29 protein-coding genes are annotated in these 24,525 nt (G+C 75.8%); 19 read left to right on the top strand and 10 right to left on the bottom strand.

Going from position 1 to position 24,525, the window contains the following annotated elements; all coding sequences use genetic code 11:
- Position 1: 1 nt before the first annotated feature.
- The 11 genes from SM418_RS12430 to SM418_RS12380 all read left to right on the top strand — a co-directional run bounded on the left by SM418_RS12430 (position 2) and on the right by SM418_RS12380 (position 8,029).
- Positions 2-670 carry a glycosyltransferase family 2 protein gene (locus SM418_RS12430; protein WP_371945623.1) on the top strand — a complete coding sequence of 223 codons (669 nt, stop codon included), beginning with the start codon at positions 2-4 and terminating at the stop codon, positions 668-670.
- Entirely contained in the window at positions 667-1,317 is a 651-nt protein-coding gene (locus tag SM418_RS12425) for a TIGR04282 family arsenosugar biosynthesis glycosyltransferase (protein WP_371945624.1), read from the top strand. The genes SM418_RS12430 and SM418_RS12425 overlap by 4 nt, the downstream gene beginning before the upstream one ends.
- Positions 1,314-1,931, top strand: a complete 618-nt coding sequence (locus SM418_RS12420) for an SAM-dependent methyltransferase (RefSeq protein ID WP_371945625.1) — start codon at positions 1,314-1,316, stop codon at positions 1,929-1,931. Before SM418_RS12425 ends, SM418_RS12420 begins: the two co-directional genes overlap by 4 nt.
- Positions 1,907-3,082, top strand: a complete 1,176-nt coding sequence (locus SM418_RS12415; RefSeq protein ID WP_371945626.1) for a molybdopterin-dependent oxidoreductase — start codon at positions 1,907-1,909, stop codon at positions 3,080-3,082. Before SM418_RS12420 ends, SM418_RS12415 begins: the two co-directional genes overlap by 25 nt.
- Entirely contained in the window at positions 3,079-3,507 is a 429-nt protein-coding gene (locus SM418_RS12410; RefSeq protein ID WP_371945627.1) for a hypothetical protein, read from the top strand. Before SM418_RS12415 ends, SM418_RS12410 begins: the two co-directional genes overlap by 4 nt.
- Positions 3,504-4,877: a hypothetical protein gene (locus SM418_RS12405; protein WP_371945628.1), complete on the top strand. Its 1,374-nt coding sequence runs from the start codon at positions 3,504-3,506 to the stop codon at positions 4,875-4,877. The genes SM418_RS12410 and SM418_RS12405 overlap by 4 nt, the downstream gene beginning before the upstream one ends.
- Positions 4,878-5,018: 141 nt before the next feature.
- Positions 5,019-5,534 (top strand): DoxX family protein, encoded by a 516-nt coding sequence (locus tag SM418_RS12400; protein WP_371945629.1) that lies wholly within the window; start codon positions 5,019-5,021, stop codon positions 5,532-5,534.
- Positions 5,535-5,722: 188 nt separating this feature from the next.
- Entirely contained in the window at positions 5,723-6,025 is a 303-nt protein-coding gene (locus tag SM418_RS12395; protein ID WP_026213792.1) for an ArsR/SmtB family transcription factor, read from the top strand.
- 245 nt (positions 6,026-6,270) lie between these two features.
- Positions 6,271-6,642, top strand: coding sequence for a cupin domain-containing protein (locus SM418_RS12390; RefSeq protein WP_371945630.1), 372 nt, complete (start codon positions 6,271-6,273; stop codon positions 6,640-6,642).
- Positions 6,643-6,668: 26 nt separating this feature from the next.
- Complete coding sequence (locus SM418_RS12385) at positions 6,669-7,118, top strand: thioesterase family protein (RefSeq protein ID WP_371945631.1); 450 nt, start codon at positions 6,669-6,671, stop codon at positions 7,116-7,118.
- Positions 7,119-7,453: 335 nt separating this feature from the next.
- Positions 7,454-8,029, top strand: a complete 576-nt coding sequence (locus SM418_RS12380) for a TerD family protein (RefSeq protein ID WP_371945632.1) — start codon at positions 7,454-7,456, stop codon at positions 8,027-8,029.
- Positions 8,030-8,135: 106 nt separating this feature from the next.
- Here SM418_RS12380 and SM418_RS12375 read toward each other — a convergent pair whose 3' ends face one another.
- Positions 8,136-9,896 (bottom strand): class I adenylate-forming enzyme family protein, encoded by a 1,761-nt coding sequence (locus SM418_RS12375; protein ID WP_371945633.1) that lies wholly within the window; start codon positions 9,894-9,896, stop codon positions 8,136-8,138.
- Between the two features lie 179 nt (positions 9,897-10,075).
- Between SM418_RS12375 and SM418_RS12370 the strand changes: the two genes are divergently transcribed.
- Together SM418_RS12370 and SM418_RS12365 are read left to right on the top strand one after the other, a co-directional pair.
- A complete protein-coding gene (locus SM418_RS12370; RefSeq protein ID WP_371945634.1) occupies positions 10,076-10,855 on the top strand; it encodes an HAD-IIA family hydrolase in 780 nt (259 codons plus the stop codon).
- A gap of 63 nt (positions 10,856-10,918) precedes the next feature.
- The gene (locus SM418_RS12365; RefSeq protein WP_371945635.1) at positions 10,919-11,542 is read left to right on the top strand and encodes an IMPACT family protein; all 624 of its coding nucleotides are present in this window, start codon (positions 10,919-10,921) and stop codon (positions 11,540-11,542) included.
- Positions 11,543-11,571: 29 nt separating this feature from the next.
- Here SM418_RS12365 and SM418_RS12360 read toward each other — a convergent pair whose 3' ends face one another.
- Positions 11,572-12,357: an alpha/beta fold hydrolase gene (locus tag SM418_RS12360; RefSeq protein ID WP_371945636.1), complete on the bottom strand. Its 786-nt coding sequence runs from the start codon at positions 12,355-12,357 to the stop codon at positions 11,572-11,574.
- A 353-nt stretch (positions 12,358-12,710) separates the two neighbouring features.
- Here SM418_RS12360 and SM418_RS12355 point away from each other — a divergent pair, with 353 nt between their 5' ends.
- On the top strand, positions 12,711-13,283 hold the full coding sequence (locus SM418_RS12355) for a TetR/AcrR family transcriptional regulator (protein WP_371945637.1): 573 nt from the start codon (positions 12,711-12,713) through the stop codon (positions 13,281-13,283).
- A gap of 143 nt (positions 13,284-13,426) precedes the next feature.
- Positions 13,427-14,188, top strand: a complete 762-nt coding sequence (locus SM418_RS12350) for a sulfite exporter TauE/SafE family protein (RefSeq protein ID WP_371945638.1) — start codon at positions 13,427-13,429, stop codon at positions 14,186-14,188.
- A gap of 83 nt (positions 14,189-14,271) precedes the next feature.
- Here SM418_RS12350 and SM418_RS12345 read toward each other — a convergent pair whose 3' ends face one another.
- Positions 14,272-15,219, bottom strand: a complete 948-nt coding sequence (locus SM418_RS12345) for a GlxA family transcriptional regulator (protein WP_371945639.1) — start codon at positions 15,217-15,219, stop codon at positions 14,272-14,274.
- A gap of 12 nt (positions 15,220-15,231) precedes the next feature.
- The gene (locus SM418_RS12340) at positions 15,232-15,840 is read right to left on the bottom strand and encodes a cysteine hydrolase family protein (protein WP_371945640.1); all 609 of its coding nucleotides are present in this window, start codon (positions 15,838-15,840) and stop codon (positions 15,232-15,234) included.
- 319 nt (positions 15,841-16,159) lie between these two features.
- Here SM418_RS12340 and SM418_RS12335 point away from each other — a divergent pair, with 319 nt between their 5' ends.
- The 4 genes from SM418_RS12335 to SM418_RS12320 are packed head-to-tail and all read left to right on the top strand — an operon-like array spanning position 16,160 to position 19,496.
- A complete protein-coding gene (locus tag SM418_RS12335) occupies positions 16,160-17,413 on the top strand; it encodes a carboxylate-amine ligase (protein ID WP_371945641.1) in 1,254 nt (417 codons plus the stop codon).
- Positions 17,410-18,471: an iron-containing redox enzyme family protein gene (locus SM418_RS12330; protein ID WP_371945642.1), complete on the top strand. Its 1,062-nt coding sequence runs from the start codon at positions 17,410-17,412 to the stop codon at positions 18,469-18,471. The genes SM418_RS12335 and SM418_RS12330 overlap by 4 nt, the downstream gene beginning before the upstream one ends.
- A gap of 13 nt (positions 18,472-18,484) precedes the next feature.
- Positions 18,485-19,213, top strand: coding sequence for a HemK2/MTQ2 family protein methyltransferase (locus tag SM418_RS12325; RefSeq protein WP_371945643.1), 729 nt, complete (start codon positions 18,485-18,487; stop codon positions 19,211-19,213).
- Positions 19,188-19,496 carry a CDGSH iron-sulfur domain-containing protein gene (locus SM418_RS12320; RefSeq protein ID WP_371945644.1) on the top strand — a complete coding sequence of 103 codons (309 nt, stop codon included), beginning with the start codon at positions 19,188-19,190 and terminating at the stop codon, positions 19,494-19,496. Before SM418_RS12325 ends, SM418_RS12320 begins: the two co-directional genes overlap by 26 nt.
- A gap of 28 nt (positions 19,497-19,524) precedes the next feature.
- Here the strand turns inward: SM418_RS12320 and SM418_RS12315 are convergent, their stop codons facing one another.
- From SM418_RS12315 to SM418_RS12290, 6 genes are all read right to left on the bottom strand, one after another.
- Positions 19,525-19,773 (bottom strand): hypothetical protein, encoded by a 249-nt coding sequence (locus tag SM418_RS12315; protein ID WP_371945645.1) that lies wholly within the window; start codon positions 19,771-19,773, stop codon positions 19,525-19,527.
- 48 nt (positions 19,774-19,821) lie between these two features.
- Complete coding sequence (locus SM418_RS12310) at positions 19,822-20,898, bottom strand: NAD-dependent epimerase/dehydratase family protein (RefSeq protein WP_371945646.1); 1,077 nt, start codon at positions 20,896-20,898, stop codon at positions 19,822-19,824.
- Between the two features lie 118 nt (positions 20,899-21,016).
- Positions 21,017-21,796 carry a methylated-DNA--[protein]-cysteine S-methyltransferase gene (locus tag SM418_RS12305; RefSeq protein WP_371945647.1) on the bottom strand — a complete coding sequence of 260 codons (780 nt, stop codon included), beginning with the start codon at positions 21,794-21,796 and terminating at the stop codon, positions 21,017-21,019.
- The gene (locus SM418_RS12300) at positions 21,796-22,449 is read right to left on the bottom strand and encodes an RNA polymerase sigma factor (RefSeq protein WP_371945648.1); all 654 of its coding nucleotides are present in this window, start codon (positions 22,447-22,449) and stop codon (positions 21,796-21,798) included. Before SM418_RS12300 ends, SM418_RS12305 begins: the two co-directional genes overlap by 1 nt.
- Positions 22,450-22,498: 49 nt before the next feature.
- A complete protein-coding gene (locus tag SM418_RS12295) occupies positions 22,499-23,164 on the bottom strand; it encodes a response regulator (RefSeq protein ID WP_371945649.1) in 666 nt (221 codons plus the stop codon).
- Positions 23,161-24,498, bottom strand: a complete 1,338-nt coding sequence (locus SM418_RS12290) for a sensor histidine kinase (RefSeq protein ID WP_371945650.1) — start codon at positions 24,496-24,498, stop codon at positions 23,161-23,163. The genes SM418_RS12295 and SM418_RS12290 overlap by 4 nt, the downstream gene beginning before the upstream one ends.
- Between the last annotated feature and the right edge of the window lie 27 nt (positions 24,499-24,525).

Here is a 24,525-nt window from a genome sequence, read left to right as displayed (position 1 = left end):
CATGATCGATGTCGTTCTCCCGTGCCTCGACGAGGCCGAGGCGCTGCCCTGGGTGCTGGCCCGGATGCCCGCCGGCTTCCGGCCCCTGGTGGTCGACAACGCCTCCACCGACGGTTCGGCGGCCGTCGCCGCCGGCCACGGCGCCCGCGTCGTCGAGGCTCCAGACCGCGGCTTCGGCGCCGCCTGCCACGCCGGGCTCCTGGCCGCCGCGACCGAGATCGTGTGCGTGATGGACGCCGACGCCTCCCTCGACCCGGCCGAGCTGCCGCGCCTGGCCGCCGCCCTCGCCGGCCTCGAAGCGGCGGGCGGGACGGGGCTGGCGCTGGGACGCCGGCGGCCCACCGGGCGCGGCGCGTGGCCGCCGCACGCCCGCCTCGGCAACGCCGTCCTGGCCCGCTCCCTGAACCGGCGCGCCGGCACCACCCTGCACGACCTCGGCCCGATGCGCGCCGCCCGCCGCGAGGCCCTCCTGGCGCTCGGCGTGCGGGACCGCCGGTTCGGCTACCCCCTGGAGACGGTGCTGCGCGCCGCCCGCGCCGGATGGCGGATCGGTGAGATCGACGTCGCCTACCGTCCCCGCACCGGCGTGTCGAAGGTCACCGGGACCCTCGGCGGGACGGTCCGCGCCGTCCGCGACATGCGCCGCGTCCTGGCGGAGGCCTCCCCGTGAGCCCGTCCGGGACCGCCGACCTCATCGTGATCGCCAAGGAGCCCGTGCCGGGACTGGTCAAGACCCGCCTGACGCCCCTCTACACGCCGGCGGAGGCCGCCGCGCTCGCCGAGGCGTCGCTGCGCGACACCCTGGCCGCGGTCGCCGCCGCCCCCGCCGGGCGGCGGACCCTCGCGCTCGCCGGCGCGCCCGGCCCCTGGTTGCCGGACGGGTTCACCGTCCTCGCCCAGCGCGGGAGCGGCCTGGACGAGCGCCTGGCCGCCGCGTTCGCCGACGCGTGGGCGGGCCGCCCCCTCGTGCTCATCGGAATGGACACCCCGCAGGTCACGCCCGCGCTCCTCGCCCGCGCCGCCCGGGAGCTGCGGCGGCGCGACGCGGTGCTCGGCCCCGCGTCCGACGGCGGCTTCTGGCTGCTCGGGCTCCGCCGCCCCGACCCGCGGCTGCTGCGCGGGGTCCCGATGTCGCGGCCCGACACCGGCGCCGTCCAGCTCGCCCGGCTGCGCGGCGCCGGGCTGGACACCGGGCTCCTGCCCGAGCTGACCGACGTCGACACCCCCGCCGACGCGCACGCCGTCGCCGCCCTCGCCGGCGGCGGGCGGTTCGCCGCCACCCTGCGCGGCCTCGGATTCAGGACCGTCCCGGCATGATCGGGGAACTGTACGAGGAGGCGCTGCGGGGCCTTGCCCCGGTCGAGATCGAGCACGCCGACGGCCGCCGCCGCCCGCTGCCCGTCCAGGACTGGCTGGCGGCCCGGCCCGGCGACGCCGGCCTGCTGGACCGCTGCGCCGGCGCCACCCTGGACGTCGGCTCGGGACCCGGCCGTCTCACCGTGGCGCTCGCCCGGCGCGGCGTCCCCGTCCTCGGCATCGACCTGGCCCCGGCCGCGGTCGCGCTGACCGTCGCGGCGGGCGGCCCCGCCCTGTGCCGGGACGTGTTCGGCCGCGTCCCCGGCGCCGGGCGCTGGCGCACCGTGCTGCTCGCCGACGGCAACATCGGCATCGGCGGCGACGCCGCCGCGCTGCTGCGCCGCGTCCTGGCGCTGCTCGCCCCCGGCGGCCGGGTCCTCGCCGAGGTCGAGCCGCCCGGCGCCGCGTCCCGCGTCGAGCCGCTGCGGCTGCGGTCGGGCGGCGCGGTCGGCGAGTGGTTCACCTGGGCGCACGTGTCCGCCGACGCCGCCGCCGGGCTCGCCGCCGGCTGCTCGGCGACCGTGACCGAACTGTGGGAGGAGGCGGGCCGATGGTTCGTCGCCCTGCGTCGCTGAGGAACGCGCTCACCAAGGCCGCGTTCCCGAAGCCGCCGCGCGTGCTGCGGGAGATGCCGGCGCGGTTCACCAGCCGGCTGCACGACGAGCGGGTCGCGTCCTGGCTCGGCATCGCGCTCGGCGTCAGCGTCACGGTCTCGTTCGGGACCGGGCTCGTCAGCCACTTCATGCAGCACCCGGCCGGCTGGATGCTCTGGCCGTCGCGTCCGGTGAACGTGTACCGGGTCACCCAGGGCGTCCACGTCATCGGCGGCCTGGCGACGGTGCCGCTCCTGCTGGCCAAACTGTGGACGGTCTACCCGAAGCTGTGGCAGTGGCCGCCGGTCCGCTCGATCGGCCACGGCGTGCAGCGGCTGCTGGTATTCGTCCTCGTCGGCGCGGCGCTGTTCCAGTACGTCACCGGCGTGCTGAACATCGCCTACTGGTACGTGTTCCGGTTCTACTTCACCACCGCGCACTACTGGACGGCCTACATCCTGGCCGGGGCGCTGCTCATCCACGTCGCCAACGAGGGCGGCAAGGCGCGCCGGACCGTGATGACCCGGCCGCACGACACCGTGCACCGGCGCGGGTTCCTGCTGACCGCCGCCGGCGCCGGCGGGGTCATCGTGCTCACCACGGTGGGGCAGACGGTCACGCCGCTGGCGCGGCTGGCGGTGCTGGCGCCCCGCCGTCCCGGCACCGGCCCGCAGGGCGTCCCGGTCAACAAGTCGGCCGCCGCGACCGGCGTCACCGCCCTGGCCCGCGACCCCGCCTGGCGGCTCACCGTGACCGGCCGCGTCGCCCGCGAGGTCACCCTGGCACCGGCCGCACTGCGCGCCCTGCCGCAGCACACCGCGCGGCTCCCCATCGCCTGCGTGGAGGGGTGGAGCGTGGAGGCGAACTGGCACGGCGTGCGGCTACGGGACGTCCTGGCCCTCGCCGGCGTCGACGACGACGCGCGGGTGCTGGTCGAGTCCCTGCAGCCCAGCGGCCTCTACCGCACCTCGCGGGTCGACCCGCCGCACTGGCAGGACCCGCTGACCCTGCTGGCCCTCGGCCTGAACGGCGAACCCCTCCACCTCGACCACGGCTTCCCCTGCCGGCTGATCTCGCCGAACCGGCCCGGGGTCATGCAGACCAAATGGGTGCACCGGCTGGTGGTCTCGTGAAGACGCGGATCGCGGCGTACGCGGCGGGCCTGGCGCTCATCGGCGTGGGCGTGCGCGGCGTCGTCGCCGACGTTCCCGTCGCCCGCTGGGCGGCATGGTTCGCCGGGGCGGCGATCCTGCACGACGGCGTCCTGGTCCCGGTGGTCCTGGGCGCGGGACTGGCCACCGGGCGCCTGCCCGCGTCCTGCCGGGGCGCCGTCCGGGCCGCGCTCGTCATCGCCGCATGCGTCACCGCGGTCGCGCTGCCGCTCGTCCTCGGCTACGGCCGCCGCCCCGACGAGCCGTCCCGCCTCCCGCTGCCCTATGGCCGCAACCTCGCGATCGTCCTTGCGGCCATCACGGTGATCGCGGCCGCGGCGGTCGCGGCACGGATGTTCGGCCGGCGCCGGCCGGCGGGCCCGCGTCACGAAGGACGGGCACGGTGACCCTCACGGGCGAGCGGCGAAGGGCCGACGCGGGGCCGCGGGCGCGGCGCGCATGGCCCGGGTGGGTCGCGGTCGCGGTGTGGGCGGCCGGTATCGCGGCGGCGTTCACCGCCGGCTGGTACCTGCGGCGCGCCGGCCTGGCGACCGAGGACCGGCTGCCCCCGCTGCACGCGCAGGCGCGGGAACGGCCCCTGACCTGGACGATGCTGCCCGCCGCGGGGTTCGCGGCCGCGGCCGTGGCGGCGCTGCCCCCGCTCGCGGCGCGGCTGCCGTGGCGGGCGCTGCCGCCGCTGGCCTGGGCGGGCGCCGCCGCGTGGACGGTGACGCTGGCGGTGAGCGACGGCTGGGACGCCCTCGCCGCGCCGCTGCACGCCCCGACCGAGTACCCGGCGAACCTGGCGCAGCTGCGTCCCGACCCCCTCGGATGGGTGCGGACGTTCACCGAGCGGCTCGGCGGCTACACCACGCACGTGCGGGGCCATCCGCCGCTGCCGATGCTGGTGCTGTGGGCGCTGGAGAAGGCCGGGCTCGGCGGCGCCGGCTGGGCGGCGGCGTTCCTGATCGCGGCGGGCACGTCCGCGGCCGCCGCCATCGCGGTCACCGTGCGGCACGTCGTGGGCGAGGGCGCGGCGCGCGCCGCGGTGCCGTTCCTCGTGCTGGCGCCGCTGGCGGTGTGGATCGCGACCACGATGGACGCGTTCTTCCTGGCCGTGAGCGCGTGGGGCACGGCACTGCTCGCCCTGGCCGCCCGCCGCCGCCGGATGCGGGCCGCCGTCCCCGCCGCCGTGGCGGGCGGGCTGCTGCTGGGCTGCCTGCCCTACCTGAGCTACGGGCTGCTGCCGCTGTACGCCGTGCCGCTCGCGGTGCTGCTGCTGACCCGCCCCAGGGCCGCCGTGATCGCGGCGCTGGGCGCGGGCCTGGCCGCGGCGCCCGCCGCGTTCACGCTGCTGGGGTTCTGGTGGCCGGACGGCGTCCGCGCCACCCTCGGCACCTACCTGATCAGCCGCGGGTCGGCGCAGCGCTCCTACACCTACTTCCTGCCTGCGAACCTCGCGGTGCTGGGCCTGCTCACCGGGCCCGCCACCGCGCGCGCACTGCCCGCCGCGCTCGGGACGCCGCGCCGCGCGGCCCGGTCCGTCCCGCGTGCCGTCCCACCGGCGGTGGCGGTCCTTGCGGCCGCGGCACTGGCGGGGGTTCTCGTCCTGGACGTGTCCGGGGTGACGCGCGGCGAGGTCGAGCGGATCTGGTTGCCGTTCGCAGCGTGGCCGCTGATCATCGCGTCCCTGCACGGTCGCGCCGCGCGTCCCTGGCTGGCCGCGCAGGCGGCGACCGCGCTCGCCGTCCAGGCGCTCGTCCTGTCCCCGTGGTGACCCGTTCACCGCTCCCACCTGGGACGACACGGCTCCGAAAAAAATCTTGAAGAAAAATCCGGCGGGATGTCGATCCGGGCGCGGCCCGTGCGACGCGTCAGTGAAAGGCCGATGAGACGCACCTACGGAAGGACCACCGCCATGACCGCCCACGCCGCTCAGACCGCCCACGCCGCCCAGCTGCGCACCGCCCAGCCGCACGCCATCCAGTCGCACGCGATCCAGTCGCACGCGATCCAGTCGCACCGCGCCCAGTCCGACACCGCCGCCGGCGGCGGCGGCCGCGCCCGGCGCAGGGCGCTGTGGGCCGCGCAGATCCTGCTCGCCGCGTTCCTGCTCATCGCCTCGGGGCTGCCGAAGCTGGTCGGCCAGGCCGACGCCGTCGAGACGTTCACCGAGATCGGCTGGGGCCAGTGGTTCCGGTACGCGACCGGCCTCGTCGAGATCGCGGGCGCGATCGGGCTGGTGATCCCGCGGCTGGCCGGGCTCGCCGCGACCGGGCTGATCGGCCTGATGGCCGGCGCGGTCCTCACCCAGGTGCTGGTGCTGGAGCCGGCGTGGAGCCTCATGCCCGCCGCGTTCGCCGTCGTGTTCGCGGCGGTCGCGTGGGACCGCCGCGCCGAGTCCCGCCAGGTCCTGCGCTCCCTGAAGCGCTGACCCCGCGCGCTGGAGAACGGCGGACGCCCCGAGGCCACCCGGCCCGGGGCGTCCGCCGTCTCAAGAGGGAGGTCAGGGCGACCATCCCGGCGACGGCCCGCAGCACGGCGACAAGCGGCCGTGTCGTGGGCGGGGAACTCCCGAGACCGTTGATAGACAGGTACTTAGCTAAATGCCATAATGCCTTGGTGTTGGATGTCGACCTGGTGAAAGCCCTGGCCAATGACAAGCGCTTGCAGATCCTGGAGTGGCTGCGCGAACCCGAACGGCACTTCCCTCCGCAGCGCGACGGCGACCTCGTCCGCGACGGGGTGTGCTCGTTGTTCATCGCGCAGAAGCTCGGGGTGAGCCAGCCGACCTGCGGTGAGCATCTGAAGGTGCTGTCGCAGGCCGGCCTCGTGCGCGGCACCAAGATCAAACAGTGGGTGTTCTACCAGCGCGACGAGACCAGGATCGCCCGGGCGAAGGAGCTGCTCAGCGGTGAATGGTGAGCTGGATGAGGCGGTCGCGGAGCCGGGGAGCAGGCAGGCGGCGTGCGCGGCGCCGTGCTGCCCTTCAGCTACGACCCCCGGCTTGAACTCGTCGTCGACCCGAAGCTGCTGGACTCGCCGCGGCTGTACCTCGACGCCGCCCGGCCGGACCGCTCGATCGCCCTGACCACCGAGGGCTACGCGCGCATCGCCGCCCCCCCCGCATTCGCCGCCGAACCCCCAAAAGTCCGAACGAGGAGGAAGCCTTGCCGCAGACCGACTACGCCATCCACTACCAGCCTCTGTTCGCCGCTCTGCAGACCATGGACGTGCAAGCGCTGATCGATCAGGTTGACGAGCCCTGGTACAACCAGACCCTTGTCCAGATCGGGGACGTGTGGGTGCGGCTGGGCGTCATGCAGGGCGAGTTCCACTGGCACAAGCACGACGATCAAGATGAGTTCTTCTTCGTCCTGGACGGACTGTTCCGCATCGAACTGGAGCATGGCGACACGGTCGAGCTCGGCCCCAGGCAGGCGTTCACCGTCCCGGCGGGAATGCTGCACCGGCCCGTCGTGCCGGTCCGCAGCGCCGTCCTCATGATCGAAAAGGCCGGTGTCGTCGCCACCGGCGACTGAACCAGCCACTCGCCAGGAGAACCATCATGCGTGCCTCGCTGCAGCCGGGCCTGACCGCCCAACTGGACTACGTCGTGCCGCCTGACCGCACCGTCCCGCACCTGCTGCCCGAATCCGACCACTTCGCCGCCCTGCCTCCGGTACTGGCCACCGGCTACCTGGTCGGTATCGTGGAATGGACGTGCATGCGCGCCCTGGACGGGCACCTGGAAGACGGCGAGCAGACCCTGGGCGTCCATGTCGACCTCAGCCACCAGGCCCCTACGCCGCCCGGCGTCACCTTGACCGTCCATGTCGAACTCACCGCCGTCGAGGGCACTCAGCTCACCTACGGTGTCCACGCTCACGACGATGCCGCCACCGTCTGCCGGGGAACCCACCGCCGTGCCATCGTCGACACTGCCCGCTTCCTTGCCCGACTCCGCACCCGAACCGCTGCGTCCTCCATCTCCCAGGCGTCACCCATAAGGCCCTGAAAAACCTCCCCTGGACGCCCCCCTGGCTGAACCCGTCGCCAAGCGCCCGGACGGAGCGTGTGCACGGCCACCCCCCCGGCGGGTCCCGCCGGGGGACCCGGCTCGGCACTCACGCGACCTGATGCAGGTCGCCGTCATGCGCCGCCTGCGGTCCCGTACCGCGCCACCGCGTTCCTCGCCGGGGCGCCCCCTGCCCCCGTACCGGACGAAATGGCACGCCACGCCGCGAATTCTCCAAGGAGGCGGGGGAACCGGCGCGGGATGGCTACCGTTCTCGTAAGACAGGCCGATCGCGGGTGATCGCACCCGCAGTCCCGATACGGAGGTAGACAACAGTGGGAGTCAGTCTGAGCAAGGGCGGCAACGTCTCGCTGACCAAGGAGGCTCCCGGACTGACCGCCGTCGTGGTCGGTCTGGGCTGGGACGTGCGGACCACCACCGGGACCGACTTCGACCTCGACGCCAGCGCCCTGCTGTGCTCGGCGGAGAACAAGGTGCTGTCGGACCAGCACTTCGTGTTCTTCAACAACCTCAGGAGCCCCGACGGCTCGGTCGAGCACACCGGCGACAACCTGACCGGTGAGGGCGAGGGCGACGACGAGCAGATCAAGGTCGGCCTCAACACGGTCCCGGCCGAGGTCTCCAAGATCGTGTTCCCGGTGTCGATCTACGACGCCGACGGCCGCCAGCAGAACTTCGGGCAGGTCCGCAACGCGTTCATCCGCGTGGTCAACCAGGCCGACAACAGCGAGATCGCGCGCTACGACCTGTCGGAGGACGCCTCGACCGAGACCGCCATGGTGTTCGGCGAGCTGTACCGCAACGGCGCCGAGTGGAAGTTCCGTGCGGTGGGCCAGGGCTACGCCTCGGGCCTTTCGGGCATCGCCTCCGACTTCGGCGTGAACGTCTGAGACGTGATCGTCTGAGACGTGATCGCCTGAGGCGTGATCGTCCGAGCGCCCATTCGAGCTCGCGGGGCGTCCCGGTTTCCCGGGGCGCCCCGTTCGGCGTTCCGGGTCAGCCGAGGAGTTCCTCCCGCAGGCGGGTCTTGAGGATCTTGCCGCCGGGGTTGCGGGGGAGCGGCTCGTCCCGGACCCACAGGTGGGCGGGCACCTTGAACGCCGCGATCCGCTCGCGCAGGAACGCCCGGACCTCCTCCCCGGTCACCTCCGCCGCCGGACGCGGCACGATGACCGCGCCGACCTCCTCGCCGAGGACCTGGTGGGGGACGCCGATCACGGCGCAGTCCGCGACCGCCGGATGCTCGTACAGGGCGGCCTCGACCTCGGCGCAGTAGATGTTCTCCCCGCCGCGGATCAGCATGTCCTTGGCGCGGTCGACGATGTAGACGAACCCGTCGGCGTCCAGGCGGGCCAGGTCGCCGCTGTGGAACCAGCCGTCCACGAAAGCGGCGGCGGTCGCGTCGGGCTTGTTCCAGTAGCCCTTGATGACGTTCGGGCCCTTGATCAGCAGCTCGCCGACCTCGCCGGCCGGCAGCTCGTCCCCGGCGGGGCCGACGACCTTGACGTCGCAGACCGCGACGGGCGGGCCCACGCTGTCGGGCCGCTCCAGGTAGTTGACGCCGCCGTTGTAGGTGGTGACCGACGACGTCTCGGTCAGGCCGTAGCCGTTGCCGGGCACCCGCTCGGGCAGCCGCTCCCTGATCTTGTCGACCAGGGCGGGCGCGGCGGGGGCGCCGCCGTAGCTGACGCCGGTGAGGCTGGAGGTGTCGAACTCCCCGAAGTCGGGGGAGGTCAGCACCTGCCACGCCATGGTGGGCACGCCGCCGAACCCGGTGACCCGCTCCCGCTCGATCAGCTCCAGCGCCCTACGGACGTCCCACTTGTACATCAGCACGACGGTGCCGCCCTGCAGCGCGCTGGTCACCAGCACCGAATGGCAGCCGGTGGCGTGGAAGAACGGGACGCTCAGCAGCGTGACCCGCCGCTGCGGCACGGTCACTTCTTCGAGCGTCCGGCCGGCGCGGACCCCGGCCGACATGAGTCCGTAGGCGAGGCTGACGGGGTTGGTGGTGATGTTGCGGTGCGTGCCGAGGGCGCCCTTGGGACGTCCCGTGGTGCCGGAGGTGTAGAAGATGGTGGCCTCGTCGTCGGGCCCGATCGCCACCTCGGGCAGCGACGCCGCGGCCGGGTCGCCGGTGTCGCCGAGGACGCCGTCGAACGATTCGGCGCCGTCCGGGAGGGGGCCGTCCGGGCGGGCGACCAGGCAGGCGACGCCGAGACCCGGCAGCACGCCGGCGAGCATAGCGGCGCGCTCGGCGTCGGCGACGAGGAGCTTGGCGCCGCTGTCGGCCAGCCCGTACTCCAGTTCCGCCGTGCTCCACCAGGCGTTCAGCGGCACCACGATCGCGCCCGCGGCGGCGGCGCCGAAGAACGCCACCGACCATTCGGGATAGTTGCGCATCGCGATCGCGACCCGGTCGCCCTTGGCCACCCCGTACCGGTCGACGAGCCGCCGCGCGAACGCGGCGGCGCGGGCGTAGTGCTCGGCGAAGGTGAGGCGGTCGCCGCCGTAGACGAGGAAGTCGGCGTCGCCGTGGACGCGGGAGATCTCCAGGATCTCGCGGAGGGTGCGCGGGGCGTTCTTCCAGACCCGGGTGCGCACGCCGCGGATGTCGGCCTCGTCCATCTCGAACAGCCGCCCCGGCGCGGTCATCGCCGCCCTGACCTCGGCGATGCCCGGCAACTCGCCCGCCCGCACGTGTGGCCCTGCCTCACGGCCCTGCACGTCAGCGTCCTGCACGTCACGGTCCTGCACGTCGCGCCTCCCGCGGGGGTGACCGGCGCTCCCGCCGCGCGGCCCGAACGCCGGACACGACGAGGTGCGCCGTGCCGAGAATCTATGATCCGCATCACGTGCGGGTCAACGCCCCCGCACGCGGCGGACTCCCGGGCCGGGCGGCCCGAGCGAAGATCCCCGCCTGCGACAATGAGGGAATGACGGAACGCAGGCCGATCGAGTACTGGCTGTCGGACATGGACGGCGTCCTGGTCCACGAGGGCCGTCCCGTGCCCGGCGCCGAGGAGTTCATCCGCCGGCTGTCGGCGTCCGGCACGCCGTTCCTCGTCCTCACCAACAACTCGATCTACACCCGCCGGGACCTGTCGGCGCGGCTCGCGGCGGCCGGCCTGCAGGTCCCCGCGGAGTCGATCTGGACGTCGGCGCTGGCCACCGCCCGGTTCCTGGCCGACCAGCGCCCCGAGGGGTCGGCGTACGTGATCGGGGAGGCGGGGCTGACGACGGCGCTGCACGAGGCCGGTTTCGTCCTCACCGACATCGACCCCGACTACGTGGTGCTCGGCGAGACCCGCACCTACAGCTTCTCCCAGATCACCCGCGCGATCAGGCTGATCGAGGGCGGCGCCCGGTTCGTGGCGACCAACCCCGACCCGGTCGGGCCCTCCCCGGAGGGGTCGCTGCCCGCGTGCGGCGCGGTCGCGGCGATGATCACGCGGGCGACGGGCGTGGAGCCCTACTTCGTCGGCAAGCCGAACCCGCTGATGATGCGGACGGCGCTGAACGTGGTCGGCGGGCACAGCGAACGGACCGCGATGATCGGCGACCGGATGGACACCGACATCGTCGCCGGCATCGAGGCCGGGCTGGAGACGATCCTGGTGCTGACCGGTGTGACCCGCAAGGACGAGATCGCCCGGTTCCCGTTCCGCCCGAGCCGCGTCGTCTCCTCGATCGCCGACCTCGTCGACCTGGTCTGACTCTCGGACCCGGCCGGCCCAGCATGGTCGTGATGCCGAGCCGAACCTAGACTCGGAGACGTCATGCGCATGATCAGACAGGGCGGCACGCGCGAGCTGGAGATCCGCAGGTCCCGGTTCATCTGCACGCTCGCCCGCGTCGCCGACGAGGCCGAGGCGGCGGCGTTCGTCGCCGGGCACCGGCGCGCGCACCGCGACGCCACCCACAACTGCACCGCCTACGTGGTCGGCGCGCACGGCGAGATCACCAAGAGCAGCGACGACGGCGAACCGGCCGGGACGGCGGGCGTCCCGATGCTGGAGGTCCTGGTGCGGCGCGGCCTGACCGGCACCGTCGCGGTCGTCACCCGCTACTTCGGCGGGGTCAAGCTCGGCGCGGGCGGCCTGGTGCGCGCCTACTCTCAGGCGGTCGCCGACACCGTCGACGCCGTCGGCGTCGTGGAGCTGCGCCCGGTCGTGACGGTCACCGTGGGCGTGGACCACGCCCTGGCGGGACGGTTCCTCGGCGACCTGCACGCCGCCGGCCACCAGCCCGCCGACGTCCGCTACGGGACGGCCGTGGAGGCCGACGTCGCGGTGCAGGTCGCGGATCTGGGGACGTTCGAGGCGTGGGCCGCCGAGGTCACCGCCGGGCGCGCCCGGGTGCGGCGCGGCGCGCCCGGCCACATCGAGGTCCCGGTGAGGTGACCGCCGGCCCGGGCGGGTGAGGAACCGGGTCAGGCGAGGAACCCGGCCAGGACGGGCGCGAGCGCGTCGGGTGCGACGTCGTGGGTCTGGCCGTCCAGGGCGCGGTGCGTCCCGGCGGGCAGCAGTGCCGCGACGCGGCGGGCGGTGTCGACCATCCAGGCGGGGCTGTCGCCGCCGGACAGGACCAGCGCCGGCACGGTGACCCGCGCGATGAGGGCCTCGGGCATCGCGCCGCCGGAGGCGTCGTCCATGACCGCCGAGTCGTAGGCGAGCGTGGGCGCGAGCGCCTCCAGCGCGGGCCACATCGGCGCGTTCCGCGCCTGCCGCACCATCTCCTCCGGCATCCCGACACTGCCCATGAACAGGGCGAGCGCGTCGCCGCGGCGGCCGTCGGCCAGCAGCCCGGTCAGCTCGGTGTTGTAGGCGCGCGACCTCGTGAGCCGGTCGTCATGGCCGGAGTGGAACGGCGGCTCGAACAGCGCGAGCCGGGTCACGGGCAGCCCGCGGGCGGCGGCGCGCAGCGCGAGCACGGCGCCCGACGACATCCCGTACACCGCGGCGGACCCGCCGGCCGCGTCGAGGACGGCGGCCAGGTCCTCGATCTCGCGGTCGACGGCGTAGGGCGGGGTGTCGCCGCTGTCGCCGCGGCCCCGCCGGTCATAGGTCAGGACGGTGTACCGGTCCGCCAGCAGATCGGCGAGCGCGGCGCCGGAGCCGCGGTCGTTGAGCGCCCCACCGACATGGACGAGGGCAGGGCCGTCGCCGGTCCGGTCGCAGGCGATGCGGGTGCCGTCCTTGGAGTACAGGATTTCCATTGAGGTGTCCTTCCCAGGTTGGGGCGCCGGTAAGAACGCCGCGACCAGCCGCGGACACCTGGTCTGCTCCGCCGGCTTCGCAGGTCCGGGCAGTTCGGAACTCGACCGGGCGCCGGGGCGAGGAGAACGCCGCCGAGGTCGTCCGCCGCGTCGCCGGGCAGGCCCGCATCGCGGGCATCGCCGCCACGCTATCGGCCGGTCACCCGGCGGAGCGGGTGCTGGATGGTCTCGTCCGGGCCGGGGCCACCCGATCCGGTCCCGGTTCCGGCGGGACTCCGGTCATCGGTGCGATACCGGTGCCCGTCGCCTGGACAGGCCGTCGCGTGCGGGGACGGCGGTGTACGCTTCCGGCGATGGGCAGGGGCACGGTCATCGGCGACAACGTGAGGGCGGGGATCCTCGACGTCGCCGCCACGGTCCTGGCCGAGCACGGCGAGGCGGCGAGCATGACCGACATCGCCGAGGCCGCCGGGGTCGCGCGGGAGACGCTCTACCGCTACTTCCCCAGCCGCGACGCGCTGCTGTACGGGCTCTACGAGGCCGCCCTGGCCGACCTGACGGCCAGGCTGGAGGACGCCCGCCTGGACTCGGTGCCGATCGAGGAGGCCGTCGCCCGGATGACCCGCGCGACGATCGCCGCGACCAGCAGGTACCGGGCGCTTGGGCTGTTCGACAAGACGCCGCGGGAGGCACGCCGCGTCGAGCGGCAGCTCGCCGGCCCGCTGCGGGCGGTGTTCGAGCGCGGCGCCGCCGGCGGCTGCTTCCGCGGCGACCTGCCCGTCCACACGCTCGCCGAGCTGTACTTCAGCCTCCTGGAGGGCGTCGTTTCCCGCGTCATCCGGCACCGCCTGGGCGTGGAGGAGGCCAGCGCCGCCGTCACCACCCTGTTCCTGTCCGGCGCCCTGGCCCGGCCGCCCCGCGGCTGACGCTCCGCCTCCCCGGTGGCAACCGCCGCCGAGCCCTTGTGGTCCGGGCGGGCGGGTGGCTTACGCTGGTCGGCGCCCTGCCGTCGGACCGGCGGGCGAGCGGCGGTGCAGGACGTGCGGTCGTGGAGGCGAGGTGCGGGCCGGTGACGGTGCTGGAGCCGGGGGTGCTCGCGGGGCTGGTACTGCTGGGGCTGGTGGCCGGGGTCGGGATCGGGGCGGTGGGGCCGGGCGGGGTGCTGGTCACGGTCGGGCTGTTCGCGTTCACCGGGCTGTCGCCGGCGCAGGTGGCGGGGACGGCGATCGTCACGAGCGTCGCGACCGGGCTGCTGGGTACGGCCGTCTACACGCGGTCGGGGCAGCTGCGGGAGGCGGGGACCCGCCGGACGGCGGCGCTGCTGGCGGCCGGGGCGGTCGCCGGGACGCCGCTGGGCGTGCTGGCGAACGGCCTGGTGACGGGCCGGGTGTTCGGTGTGCTGCTGGGGGTGTTCGTCGCGCTGGTCGCGGTGCTGGTGCTGTCGCGGCGCCCGGGCGGTGCGGAGGCGGCGGGCGGGCCGGGGTGGCCGGCGGCCGTCGCGGTGGGGACGGGGGTGGCGGTGGCGGGCGCGATGTTCGGTGTCGGGGGGCCGCTGCTGTGCGTCCCCCTGCTGGTGTCGCTCGGGATGCCGGTGCTGCCGGCGCTGGCGGCGGCGCAGGCCCAGTCGGTGGTGATCGCCGGGATCGGGACGGTCGGGTACGTCGCGGCGGGCGCGGTCGACTGGCCGCTGGCGGCGCTGGTGGGCGTCCCGGAGCTGGCGGGGGTGCTGGCGGGCTGGGTGATCGCGCGGGCGGTCCCGGCGGCGGCGCTGAAGGGCGCGCTGGTGGTGTGCCTGCTGGCGCTGGCCCCCTACGTGGCCCTGCACGGCTGAACCCGGCGCCTCACCCTGCACGGCTGGACCCCGTGCGGTCGGATCCGTGCGGTCGGACCCGTGCGTCCGGCCCGCGGCCGGGTCTAGGCGCGGGCGCGCAGGCGCCGGAGCATGCGGGCGTCGGTGAAGCCGACGGCGCGGGCGGCGGTGTCGGCGGTGGCGCCCTGCCCGATGAGGTGCTCGGCGTGTTCCAGGCGCAGTTCCTGCTGGTAGCGCAGGGGAGTCAGGCCGGTCGCGGCGGCGAACCGGCGGGTGAGGGTGCGTTCGCTGACGCCCGCGGCGGCGGCGAGGCGGTGCAGGGGGAGGGGGCGGGTGTAGCCGGTGTCGATGAGGTCCTGCGCGCGGTGCACGGCGTCGGACAGGTGGGCGCGGTGGCGGAGCATGACGCCGGCCTGCGGCTGGTCGCCGTTGCGGCGCGCGTACACGACCATGGTGCGGGCGATGCGGGCGGCGGCGCCGGGGCCGTGCCGGGCGGCGACCATGTGCAGGGCGAGGTCGATGCCGCTGGCGATGCCGGCGGAGGTGACGACGCGGCCGTCGGTGACGTAGAGGACGTCGCGGACGACGGTGGCGCGGGGGTGGCGGCGGGCGAGGGCGTCCTGCAGCTGGTGGTGGGTGGTGCAGCGGCGGCCGTCCAGGAGGCCGGCGTGGGCGAGGGCGAACGCGCCGGCGCAGACGCTGGCGACGGTGCCGCCTGCGGCGTGGTGGGCGGCCAGGCGGCGGGCGGCGTGTCCGGAGATCGGCGGGGCGTGCAGTGGGCGGATGCCCCAGCGCCATCCCGGGACCAGGACGGTGTCGGCGGCGGTGAGGTCGGGCCAGGCGGCGGGGGCGCGCAGCGGCAGGCCCTGAGCGGTGAGGACGTCTTCCCGCCCGCCCTCCGTGCCGTCGGCCGGTTCCCCGGCGGGGTGGTCGGCGACGTAGGCGAGCCCGTAGGGCAGGCCGGTGTCGGCGGCGGTGGAGAACACCTGGGCGGGGCCGGCGAGGTCGAGCAGGTGCAGTCCGGGGACGAGCAGGAAGACGATGCGGTTCACGATCCGGTCACATTACCGCGCGGCGGGCGCCAGGTCGTCGACGGGTGCGAGGTCGTCGATGGAGGCGATGTCGGCGAAGCGTCCGGCCAGGGCGTACTCGGTGCGGGCGATGATCTGGTCGGTGGGCAGGGTGGCGGGGTCGGCGAGGATGTCGGCGAGGGCGCGGCCGGGCGGGGCGTCGCGGTGCTCGATGGGGAAGGTGGCGGTGGCGTCGGTGACGAAGGTGACGCGGTAGCCGAGGTCGGCGGCCAGGCGGGCGGTGGTCTCGCAGCACTGCTCGGTCTGGATGCCGCAGACGACGACCTCCCCGACGTGGCGGGCGGTCAGCAGTTGCTGGAGCCCGGTGGTGGTGAAGGCGTTGCGGGAGGTCTTGGTGAGGACGGGGTCGCCGGGTGCGGGCGACAGGCCGTCCATGAGGCGGACGTGGCCGAGGCCGGGGTCGAACACGCCGCCGCTTCCGGGGTCGGCGTGCAGGATCCACACGACCAGGTCGCCTGCCTCGCGGGCCGCGGCGGCCAGGCGGGCGGTGCGCGCGACGATGTCGGGCGCCGACACGGCCTCCCAGTTGGGGCGGCGGCGGAAGGACTCCTGGACGTCGATGACGATGAGCGCTCGGTTCATACGCTCGATCCTGGCCGGGGCGAGTGCGCCGCGGCAGGCATCATAGCGGCGCGATGCGGAACGATCCGGTCACACGCCCGAGGCGGGCGGACGGAAAGGATCTTGGCCCCCGGCGGGAGCGGACGTCCTGGACGGGCATGGCCCCCGGGGACGGCGCGCGCACGATCGAGGGGGGCACCACATGGGCGGACACCACAGGGGCGGGCACCTTGGCGGACACCGCACGGGAGGGCAAGGCGGCGGAGGAGGCCATGACGGGGAAGGACGCGACGGCGGAGGACCCGATGGGGCGGGGCGGCCCTCCGGCGGGCCGGGGACCGTGCGCGGCGTCCGGTCGCCGGGCCCGAGCATCGGGGTGGAGGAGGAGTTCCTGCTGGTGGACGGGGTGTCGGGGGAGTGCGTCCCGGACGCCGGGCGCGTCCTGTCGGCGGTGGGCCCGCACCGGTGGGCGCGGTCGCGCGGCTCGTTCCAGGCCGAGCTGCTGACCTCGCAGGTGGAGGCGGTGACGGGGGTGTGCCACGACCTGGCGGCCCTTGGCGCGCAGTTGCGGTTCGGGCGGGAGCGGCTGGCGGCGGCGGCGCGGGCGGGCGGCGCCCGGCTGGTGGCGTCGGGGACGCCGGTGCTGGGCGGCCGTCCGCCGCCGGCGGCGCGCGGCGACCGGTTCGCCGCGATCACCGACGCCTACGGGGACGTGGTGGAGGACTACCAGGCGTGCGGCTGCCACGTGCACGTCGGGGTTCCGGACCGCGAGACCGCGGTGGCGGTGGTGAACCATCTGCGGCCGTGGCTGCCGGTGCTGCTGGCGCTGTCGGCGAACTCGCCGTTCGACCACGGCCGCGAGACCCGCTACGCGAGCCGCCGGGCGGTGGAGATGGCGCGGTTCCCGGGAGCGGGGGTGCCGCCGTGGTCGGCGTCGGCGGCCGAATGGGACGCGCGGGTCGCGGCGCTGGTGGAGGCGGGCGTGCTGGTGGACGCGGCGATGACGTTCTGGCTGGCGCGGCCGTCGCCGCGGTGGCCGACGGTGGAGGTGCGGGCGGCGGACACGGCGGCGACCGCGGACGAGGCGGTGCTGCAGGCGGCGCTGGTGCGGGGCCTGGTCGGCGCGGCGCTGGCCGATCTGGCGGCGGGCCGGGAGGCGCCGCGGGCGGACGCGCAGCTGTGCGCGGCGGCGCTGTGGACCGCCTCGCGCCGCGGCCTGGACGGCGCGCTGGCCGACCCGGTCGCGCGGCGGCCCGTCCCGGCGTGGCGGCGGGTGGACGACATGGTCGCGCGCGCCGCGCCCGCCCTGGCCGCCACCGGGGACCTGGACACCGTGCTCGCGCTGCTGGGGACGGCCCGCCGCGCCGGGACGGGCGCGGACCGGCAGCGCCGCGCGGCCCGGCGCGGCGGACCCCGCGCGGTGGTGGAGATGCTGGCGCGGCAGACCGCGCCGGCCCGGCCCGCCGGACGGCCGGGCACCCCGCCCGACGTGCCCATTGAGGAGAAACCGGACGTATGGGACGCGTGTGAACGGGTACCGGAGGCGGACGCCCCCCTCAAGACGAACGACCCCCTCACGACGGAGGAGACATGACCGCTTCCCCGGCCCCGCCCCGGGCCGACCCGCGCGACGCGGCGGCCCTGCCACCGCCGCGCGGCCCACTGTCACTAGCCGTGATCACCGCGCTGCGGAGCGGCCCGCCGCCCGGCGACCCGGCACGCCTCCCCGGCACCGCCGCCGCAACGTCCGCCGACCCCTACGGCGACGACCTGCAGCTGGCCCTGCACGCCTGCTACGAACTGCACTACCGGGGTTTCGCCGGCGTCGACCCGGACTGGGAATGGGACCCGGCGCTGCTGCGGCTGCGCGCCGCCCTGGAGACGACGTTCCTGGCAGCGCTGCGCCGCGACGCCCCCGGCGGCGCCGACGTCGAGGAAGCCCTCCACGACCTGCTGGTGGAACCGGCCGACGCCCGCGGCGTCTCCCACCATCTGCGCGAGGACGGCGAGCGGTGGCAGCTGCGCGAGCACGCGGCCCTGCGGTCGGTCTACCACCTCAAGGAGGCCGACCCGCACGCCTGGGTGATCCCGCGGCTGCGCGGCCGCGCGAAGACCGCGCTGGTGGCGGTCGAGAACGACGAGTTCGGCGGCGGCCGCCCCGAGATGATCCACCAGGGTCTGTACGCCGGGCTCCTGGACGACCTGGACCTGGACTCCTCCTACGGCGCCTACGTGGACGCCGCCCCCGCGCAGATGCTCGCCACGGTGAACATGATGTCGCTGTTCGGGCTGCGGAGGTCGCTGCGCGGCGCGCTGGTCGGCCATTTCGCCGCGGCGGAGATCACCACGGCGCCGTCCGCGCGGCGGATGGCCGGGGCCCTGGAGCGCCTGGGCGCGGGCCCGCGCGCCCTGCTGTTCTACACCGAGCACATCGAGGCCGACGCCGTCCACGAGCAGGTCCTGCGCCATGACGTGATCGGCGCGCTGCTGGCCGACGAACCGGGCCTGGCCGACGACGTGGCGCTGGGCGTGCGCGCGACCGGGCTGCTGGAGGACCGCCTGGGCGCCCTCCTGCTGGACCGCTGGCGGGCCGGCCGCCCGGCGCTGCGCCGCCCGCTCCCGGACGCGCCCACCGCCCGGGCCGGCGAGTGAGAAAGGGGAGTCGATGATGCTGCTGAGACCGCCGGGCGTGTACCGGCCGCAGTCCGACACCTCGCTGCTGACCGGCGCGCTGGGGCAGGCGCTGGCCCGCGCGGGGATCCCGGCGGGCGCCCGGGTCCTGGAACTCGGCACCGGGACCGGTGCGGTGGCGCTGGCGGCGGCGCGCGCCGGCTGCGAGGTCGTCGCCGTGGACGTGTCGGCGCCCGCGGTGCTGGCCGCGCGGGTGAACGCCAGGGTGCGGGGCCTGCCGGTCCGGGTCCTGCGCGGCGACCTGTTCGCGCCGGTCGCCGGGGAGGTGTTCGACGTGATCGTCGCCAACCCCCCATACGTGGCGGGGGACGCCGACCCGGCCGCGGTGCGGGGACGCGCACGCGCGTGGGAGGCGGGCCGGGACGGCCGGGTGCTGCTGGACCGGATCTGCCAGCGGGCGCCCCGCCATCTGACGCCGTCGGGGACGCTGCTGCTCGTGCACTCGGCGCTGAACGGGGTCGCGGCGACGCTGGTGTCGCTGCGCGCCGCGGGGATGCGAGCGTCGGTGGTGGCCCGGCACCGGGAGCCGTTCGGGCCGGTGATGCGGCGCCGCGCGGCGAGGCTGGCGGCGCGGGGGCTGCTGGGGCCGGGGCAGCGGCACGAGGACCTCGTCGTCGTGCGCGCCGACCGGATCGGCGCGCCGGGCGGCGGCGCCGACGGCGGGGAGGAGGAGGGGCATGCCCGCGAACGCCAACCGGCCTGAGCCCGTCCCCGGGATGCGGCCCGCGGGGGACCGGCGGCGGGTGCGGATGGTCCCAGGCGGCCCGGTGCTGGTGGAGGGCCCGGTCGAGGTCGTCCTGGAGGACGGCTCCACGGCGGTGTCGGACCGGTGGCTGGTCGCGCTGTGCGCGTGCCGGCGCAGCCGCTCCTACCCGTTCTGCGACACCAGCCACCGCCGCCGCACCCGCGCGCCCCGCAACACGCCCCGGCAGGGCACGCCGGAGGACAGCGAGGCACCCGGCGCCGGCGAGACCGGCGCCGGGTGACACCCCGGGACGGGGGGCGGGTGGAGGATCAGCCGCCGAGGCTGTCCAGAGCCACGTCCAGACGCTGGGCCAGCGCCTCGATCCGCTCCTCGTTCGCGCCGGTGTCGAGCTCGGCGATGACGGCGTCCCGCGTGGTGATCACCAAGGCGCCCTCGGGGCCGTCGCCGCCGGGCTCGGTGGGCACCACGGTGGCGCGCCCCCCGACGACGACGAGCGCCGCGCCGCGGTCGGCGGAGGCCAGCAGGGCGTGCAGGTGGTCGGGAGTGATCGTCGGCATCGGGGTGACCTCCGGATCGTCGCGGACGTTCATCAGGGCTTGCGGCCATCAGGGCTTGCGGCCGACACCGCCGGCGAACTCGCGGGCGCGGCCCGGCCCGCCGGCGCCGGGCGCCAGCGGTGGGGTGTCGCGTCCCGCACCCGCACGCAGGCCGTCCAGGAACTCGGTGAACGCCTCCCGGGCGGTGTGCCGGGGCGTCCAGCCGAGCTCGGTGCGGGCCCGCGCGGTGTCCATGATCGGTATCTCCATGGCCAGGTCGAACAGGCCGGGCGAGGCGGGCACCAGGTGCAGCCCCCACGCCGCGGCGATCGCGGCCCGCACCCCGCGCCGCGGCACCCGGACGGTGCGCGCGCCGAGCAGGTCGGCGAACTCGGCCGCGTCCATGACGGGTTCGGCGGCGATGTTGAACGCGCCCCGCACGTCGCCCGTCACGGCCAGCCGGAACGCCTCCCCGGCGTCGGCGGTGTGCAGGAACTGCATCCGCAGTCCCGGCATGTCCGGCACGACCGGGACACCCCCGGGACGCACCAGTCGCCCGGGCAGCAGCGGCCCCGCGAACAGCCGCCGCTGCTCGCTCGCCGACTGCCGCTCGAAGACGAACCCGGGCCGGATCCGCACCACCCGGCAGCCCGGCCGGGCGGCCTCGAAAGCGTCCAGGAGCCGCTCCACATAGGCCTTCTCCCGCGAGTAGGCCGCGCCGGGCCACCCGTGCGTCGGCCACGACTCGTCGACCGCGCGGTCCTTGGGGCCGGGGGAGTAGGCGCCGACCGACGAGGAGTACACCAGCGCGGGCACGCCCGCCTCGGCCGCCGCGTCGAACACCCGGCTGCTGCCGACGACGTTGGCGTCCCACGTCACCGCGGGCCGGTGGGTCGGCTGGAACAGCCACGCCAGATGCACGACGACGTCGGCCCCGCGCATCAGCGGAACCAGGTCGGCGACGGTGACGTCCGCCTCCACCCACTCGATCTTGCCGGTGCCGCCCGGATCGGCCTCCCGGTCCGCACCCGGCCCGGGAGCACGGCGGGCCAGCCCGGTGACGGCGGTGACGGCCGGGTCCCCGGCGAGCGCCCGCAGCGTCCCTGTCCCGATGTTGCCGGTCGCGCCGGTGACGACGACGCGCATGGCGATCCCCCCTCGTCGGCGGTCCTCGCGCGGGATCGTCCCCGCAGGTGGACGGCCCATTCCCGGCCTGCGCCGAACTATGCCCCGCCCGGCGCGGACCGCCCCGGCGCTCCCGGGCTCACCCGGGACGGCAGTGCAGGCACGGCCGGTACCCCGCCGCCACCGCCGCCGCCAGATCACCGAACCCCCGCCGATGCCCCGGCGCGATCCGCCGCGCGTCCCCGCACGTCGGGTAGCACACGATCCCGGTCGTGTCCGAGCCGACCAGCCGCACCCCCCGCCGCGCCAGCTCCGCCGCCCCCTCGACGTCCACGTCCTCGGCGCGCAGCAGCCGCTCCTTGGCGTCCGCGCCGAACACGTAGTCGCCCAGCGCCCCGTCCGACCGGGTCACCCGATGGCAGGGGATCAGCAGCGGCACCGGGTTGCGGCCCAGCGCCGACCCCACCGCGCGGACCGCCCTCGGCCGCCCCGCCTGCCGCGCCACCCACGCGTACGGGCGGGTTTGCCCCCGCGGGATCCGCGCCGCGGCGGCCAGCACCGCGGCCTCGAAATCGCTGAGACCCCGCAGATCCAGCGCGAGCCCGCCCGGCCGCCCGGTGCGCAGCGCCGGCACCAGCCCCGCGGGCGGCCGCGCCGCCGGCAGCAGCGGCCGAGCGAACCGCGCCCGGAACGCCTCGGCGAACTCCCGCTCGCCCATCCCGGCCCGCACGTAGGCGACACCGTGGTCGGTGAAGGCGACCTGCAGCTCCTCCAGCGGCCCCTCCCGCAGCGGCCCGCGCACACCGACCCGCCGCGCCGCGAAGCGGTCCAGCAGATCGGGCGGCGCGTCGGCGGCCAGCTCCGCCAGCTCCCGCGCCAGCGGGTCGACCGCCCCGCCGGCGGCGTCGGCACCGGTCATCACGGGCCCCCTTCCCTCGTCTCCTCCCGCACCCGCCGGGCGGCCCGCAGCCCGCGCAGCCGCGCCAGCCCCCGGGAGACATGCGACTTCACCGTGCCCTCCGGCAGGTCCAGAACCGCCGCCACCTCGGCGACCGGCAGGTCGGTCACGTGCCGCAGCACCACCGCGGCCCGCTGCGTCTCCGGCAGCTCGGCCAGCAGCTCCGCCAGCTCACGGCCGGTCTCGTGGCGGGCGGCGGCGTCCTCCACCCCCTCGCCCGGATCGGGCGGGTCCGGCGCGTCCTCCACCGGGCCCGCCGCCACCGGGCGCCGCGCCGCCGACCGCAGGCTGTTGCGCCACACGTTCGCCAGGATCGCCAGCAGCCACGCACGCGGCCGCAACTCCGCGATCCGCCCCTCCTCGTACCCCGCCAGCGCCCGGTAGGCGCGCAGGAACGCCTCCGCCGACAGGTCCTCGGCCTCGGCCCACCGCCCGCACAGCCGCAGCGCCGTGGAGAACACCGCCCCCCGGTACGCCTCGTACAGGGCGGCGAACCCGGCGTCCAGGTCCCGCGCCAGCGCCGCGGCCACCTCCGCGCCCGCCGCGTCGCCCCCGCCCGCCGCACCGCGGGCGGCGGCCGGGGCGCGGGGGAGAGCTCCGTCCGTAACCGTCACATCCGTTCAACACCGCCACGGCACGCCCGGTTGCACCCCCTTTTGAGGATCAGCCGAGCCAGCCGGGACGGATCACACCCGTCTCGTAGGCCAGCACCACCAGCTGCGCCCGGTCCCGCGCCCCCAGCTTGGCCAGGATACGGCTCACATGCGTCTTCGCCGTCGCCGGCGACAGCACCAGCCGCCCGGCGATCTCCTCGTTCGACAGGCCCGCCGCGACCAGCTCCAGCACCTCCCGCTCCCGGTCGGTGAGAACGTTCAGCTCGACCGCCGGCGGCGGCGCGGTGATCCGGGACGCGAACTCGGCGATCAGCCGCCGCGTCACCGCCGGCGCCAGCAGCGCGTCACCGCGCGCCACCACCCGCACCCCGTGGATCAGCTCCGGCGGCTCGGTGTCCTTCACCAGGAACCCGCTCGCCCCCGCCTTGATCGCCCCGTACACGTAGTCGTCCAGGTCGAACGTCGTCAAGATCACAACCCGGACGTCCGCCAGCCGCCGATCGGCGCTGATCCGGCGGGTCGCCTCCAGCCCGTCCAGGACCGGCATCCGGATGTCCATCAGCACCACGTCGGGGCGCAGCTCGCCCGCCCGCGCCACCGCCTGCTCCCCGTCCCCGGCCTCGGCGACGATCTCGATGTCGTCCTCACCCTCCAGGATCGACCGGAACCCCGCCCGCACCAGCGTCTGGTCGTCGGCCAGCATCACCCGGATCACGCGATCTCCTCCATGTTCTCCACCTCGGCGCCGCCGTCCAGCGGCAGCCGCGCCCACACCCGGAACCCGCCCGCCGGACCCGGACCCGCGGTCAGCTCCCCGCCGACCGACGCCGCCCGCTCCCGCATGCCCCGCAGCCCGTTCCCACCCGAACCCGCACCGCCCGCGCCGCCCACGCCTTCCGAACCGCCCGGACCGCCTTGACCGTCCGAGGCGGGTTCGGCGGGGCCGGACCCGTCGTCCTCGACCAGCACCGTCACCTCACCCGGCAGGCACCGCACCTCCACCGTCACCACCGCCGCCCCCGAATGCCGGACGGCATTGGTCAGCGCCTCCTGCACGATCCGGTACCCGGCCAACCCCACCGGCGCCGGCAGCGCCTCCAGCGCCGCCGTCCCCGCCGCACCCGGCCCGGGCACCTCACCCGCCCGCCGCACCGCCAGCCCGGCCCCGGCCGCCCGGTCCAGCAGCTCACCGACCCGCGCCAGCACCGGCGGCGGCGCCACCGGCCCGGCCGCCGGACCGCCGCCCCCGTCCCCGCCGCCGTAGCCGTCGACCTGCCGCAGCACGCCCAGCACCCCGCGCAACTCCCGCAACGTCTCCTTGCTCGCCGCCTTGATCGCCTCCAGCGCCGCATACGCCCGCTCGGGGTCGTCACGGCGGTGCAACGCCGCCCCCGCCTGCACATTGATCAGCGACACCTGATGGGCCAGCACATCGTGCAACTCCCGCGCGATCCGCAGCCGCTCGGCGACCGCGCGGCGCCGCGCCTCGGCCTCCCGGTCCCGCTCGGCCTCCGCCGCACGCCGCTCCGCCGCCTCCGCCCGGTCCCGGCGACTGCGCACGTACTGCCCCAGCGCCACCGTCACCAGCAGCCCCAGCGACAGCGACGCCACGCCCCGCGCGTCCACGATCGCGTCCGGGTCACCGCCGCCGTCCCCGCCGCCCCGCCCCAACGACACCGCCAGGAACCCGCCGTTGACGACGATCACCGCACCCAGCGACACCACCAGCCGGCACTCCACCGCGGCGTTGAACAACGCCACCCACAGCACCGCCGCGACCGGCCCGTCCGGGAACCCCATCGGGTAGTACAGCGGCGGCACCAGCACCGCGACCACCAGCACCGCCACCGGAGACCGGCGCCGCCACGCCAGCGACACCGCCGCCACCGCGATCAGCGCCAGCCCGCCCGGCCACAGCGGACGGTCCCCGGGCCTGGCCGCCACCGCGCTCAACACCACCGTCACCACGAGCACCGCCGCCGCGAGGGCGGCATCACCTGCGGGACCCCGCGCCAGAGCGCGCAGACGGAGTACAGGGGTCGCTGCCACGGGCCAACCGTAGTTCAGCCCCGCCCG

It is taken from the genome of Actinomadura chokoriensis (genome assembly GCF_041463665.1).
In the GTDB taxonomy this organism is placed as follows: domain Bacteria; phylum Actinomycetota; class Actinomycetes; order Streptosporangiales; family Streptosporangiaceae; genus Spirillospora; species Spirillospora chokoriensis_A.
The sequence above is the reverse complement of the archived record's forward strand: the minus strand, read 5'-3'. Positions and strand labels throughout refer to the sequence as shown.

What these genes read in the sequence shown, in the direction of transcription:
- SM418_RS12430 (WP_371945623.1), top strand. Translation starts at nt 2, where the DNA reads ATGATCGATGTCGTTCTCCCGTGCCTCGACGAGGCCGAGGCGCTGCCC.
- SM418_RS12420 (WP_371945625.1), top strand. Translation starts at nt 1,314, where the DNA reads ATGATCGGGGAACTGTACGAGGAGGCGCTGCGGGGCCTTGCCCCGGTC.
- SM418_RS12415 (WP_371945626.1), top strand. Translation starts at nt 1,907, where the DNA reads ATGGTTCGTCGCCCTGCGTCGCTGAGGAACGCGCTCACCAAGGCCGCG.
- SM418_RS12400 (WP_371945629.1), top strand. Translation starts at nt 5,019, where the DNA reads ATGACCGCCCACGCCGCTCAGACCGCCCACGCCGCCCAGCTGCGCACC.
- SM418_RS12385 (WP_371945631.1), top strand. Translation starts at nt 6,669, where the DNA reads ATGCGTGCCTCGCTGCAGCCGGGCCTGACCGCCCAACTGGACTACGTC.
- SM418_RS12370 (WP_371945634.1), top strand. Translation starts at nt 10,076, where the DNA reads ATGACGGAACGCAGGCCGATCGAGTACTGGCTGTCGGACATGGACGGC.
- SM418_RS12365 (WP_371945635.1), top strand. Translation starts at nt 10,919, where the DNA reads ATGCGCATGATCAGACAGGGCGGCACGCGCGAGCTGGAGATCCGCAGG.
- SM418_RS12360 (WP_371945636.1), bottom strand. Translation starts at nt 12,357, where the DNA reads ATGGAAATCCTGTACTCCAAGGACGGCACCCGCATCGCCTGCGACCGG.
- SM418_RS12355 (WP_371945637.1), top strand. Translation starts at nt 12,711, where the DNA reads ATGGGCAGGGGCACGGTCATCGGCGACAACGTGAGGGCGGGGATCCTC.
- SM418_RS12340 (WP_371945640.1), bottom strand. Translation starts at nt 15,840, where the DNA reads ATGAACCGAGCGCTCATCGTCATCGACGTCCAGGAGTCCTTCCGCCGC.
- SM418_RS12330 (WP_371945642.1), top strand. Translation starts at nt 17,410, where the DNA reads ATGACCGCTTCCCCGGCCCCGCCCCGGGCCGACCCGCGCGACGCGGCG.
- SM418_RS12325 (WP_371945643.1), top strand. Translation starts at nt 18,485, where the DNA reads ATGATGCTGCTGAGACCGCCGGGCGTGTACCGGCCGCAGTCCGACACC.
- SM418_RS12320 (WP_371945644.1), top strand. Translation starts at nt 19,188, where the DNA reads ATGCCCGCGAACGCCAACCGGCCTGAGCCCGTCCCCGGGATGCGGCCC.
- SM418_RS12315 (WP_371945645.1), bottom strand. Translation starts at nt 19,773, where the DNA reads ATGCCGACGATCACTCCCGACCACCTGCACGCCCTGCTGGCCTCCGCC.
- SM418_RS12310 (WP_371945646.1), bottom strand. Translation starts at nt 20,898, where the DNA reads ATGCGCGTCGTCGTCACCGGCGCGACCGGCAACATCGGGACAGGGACG.
- SM418_RS12305 (WP_371945647.1), bottom strand. Translation starts at nt 21,796, where the DNA reads ATGACCGGTGCCGACGCCGCCGGCGGGGCGGTCGACCCGCTGGCGCGG.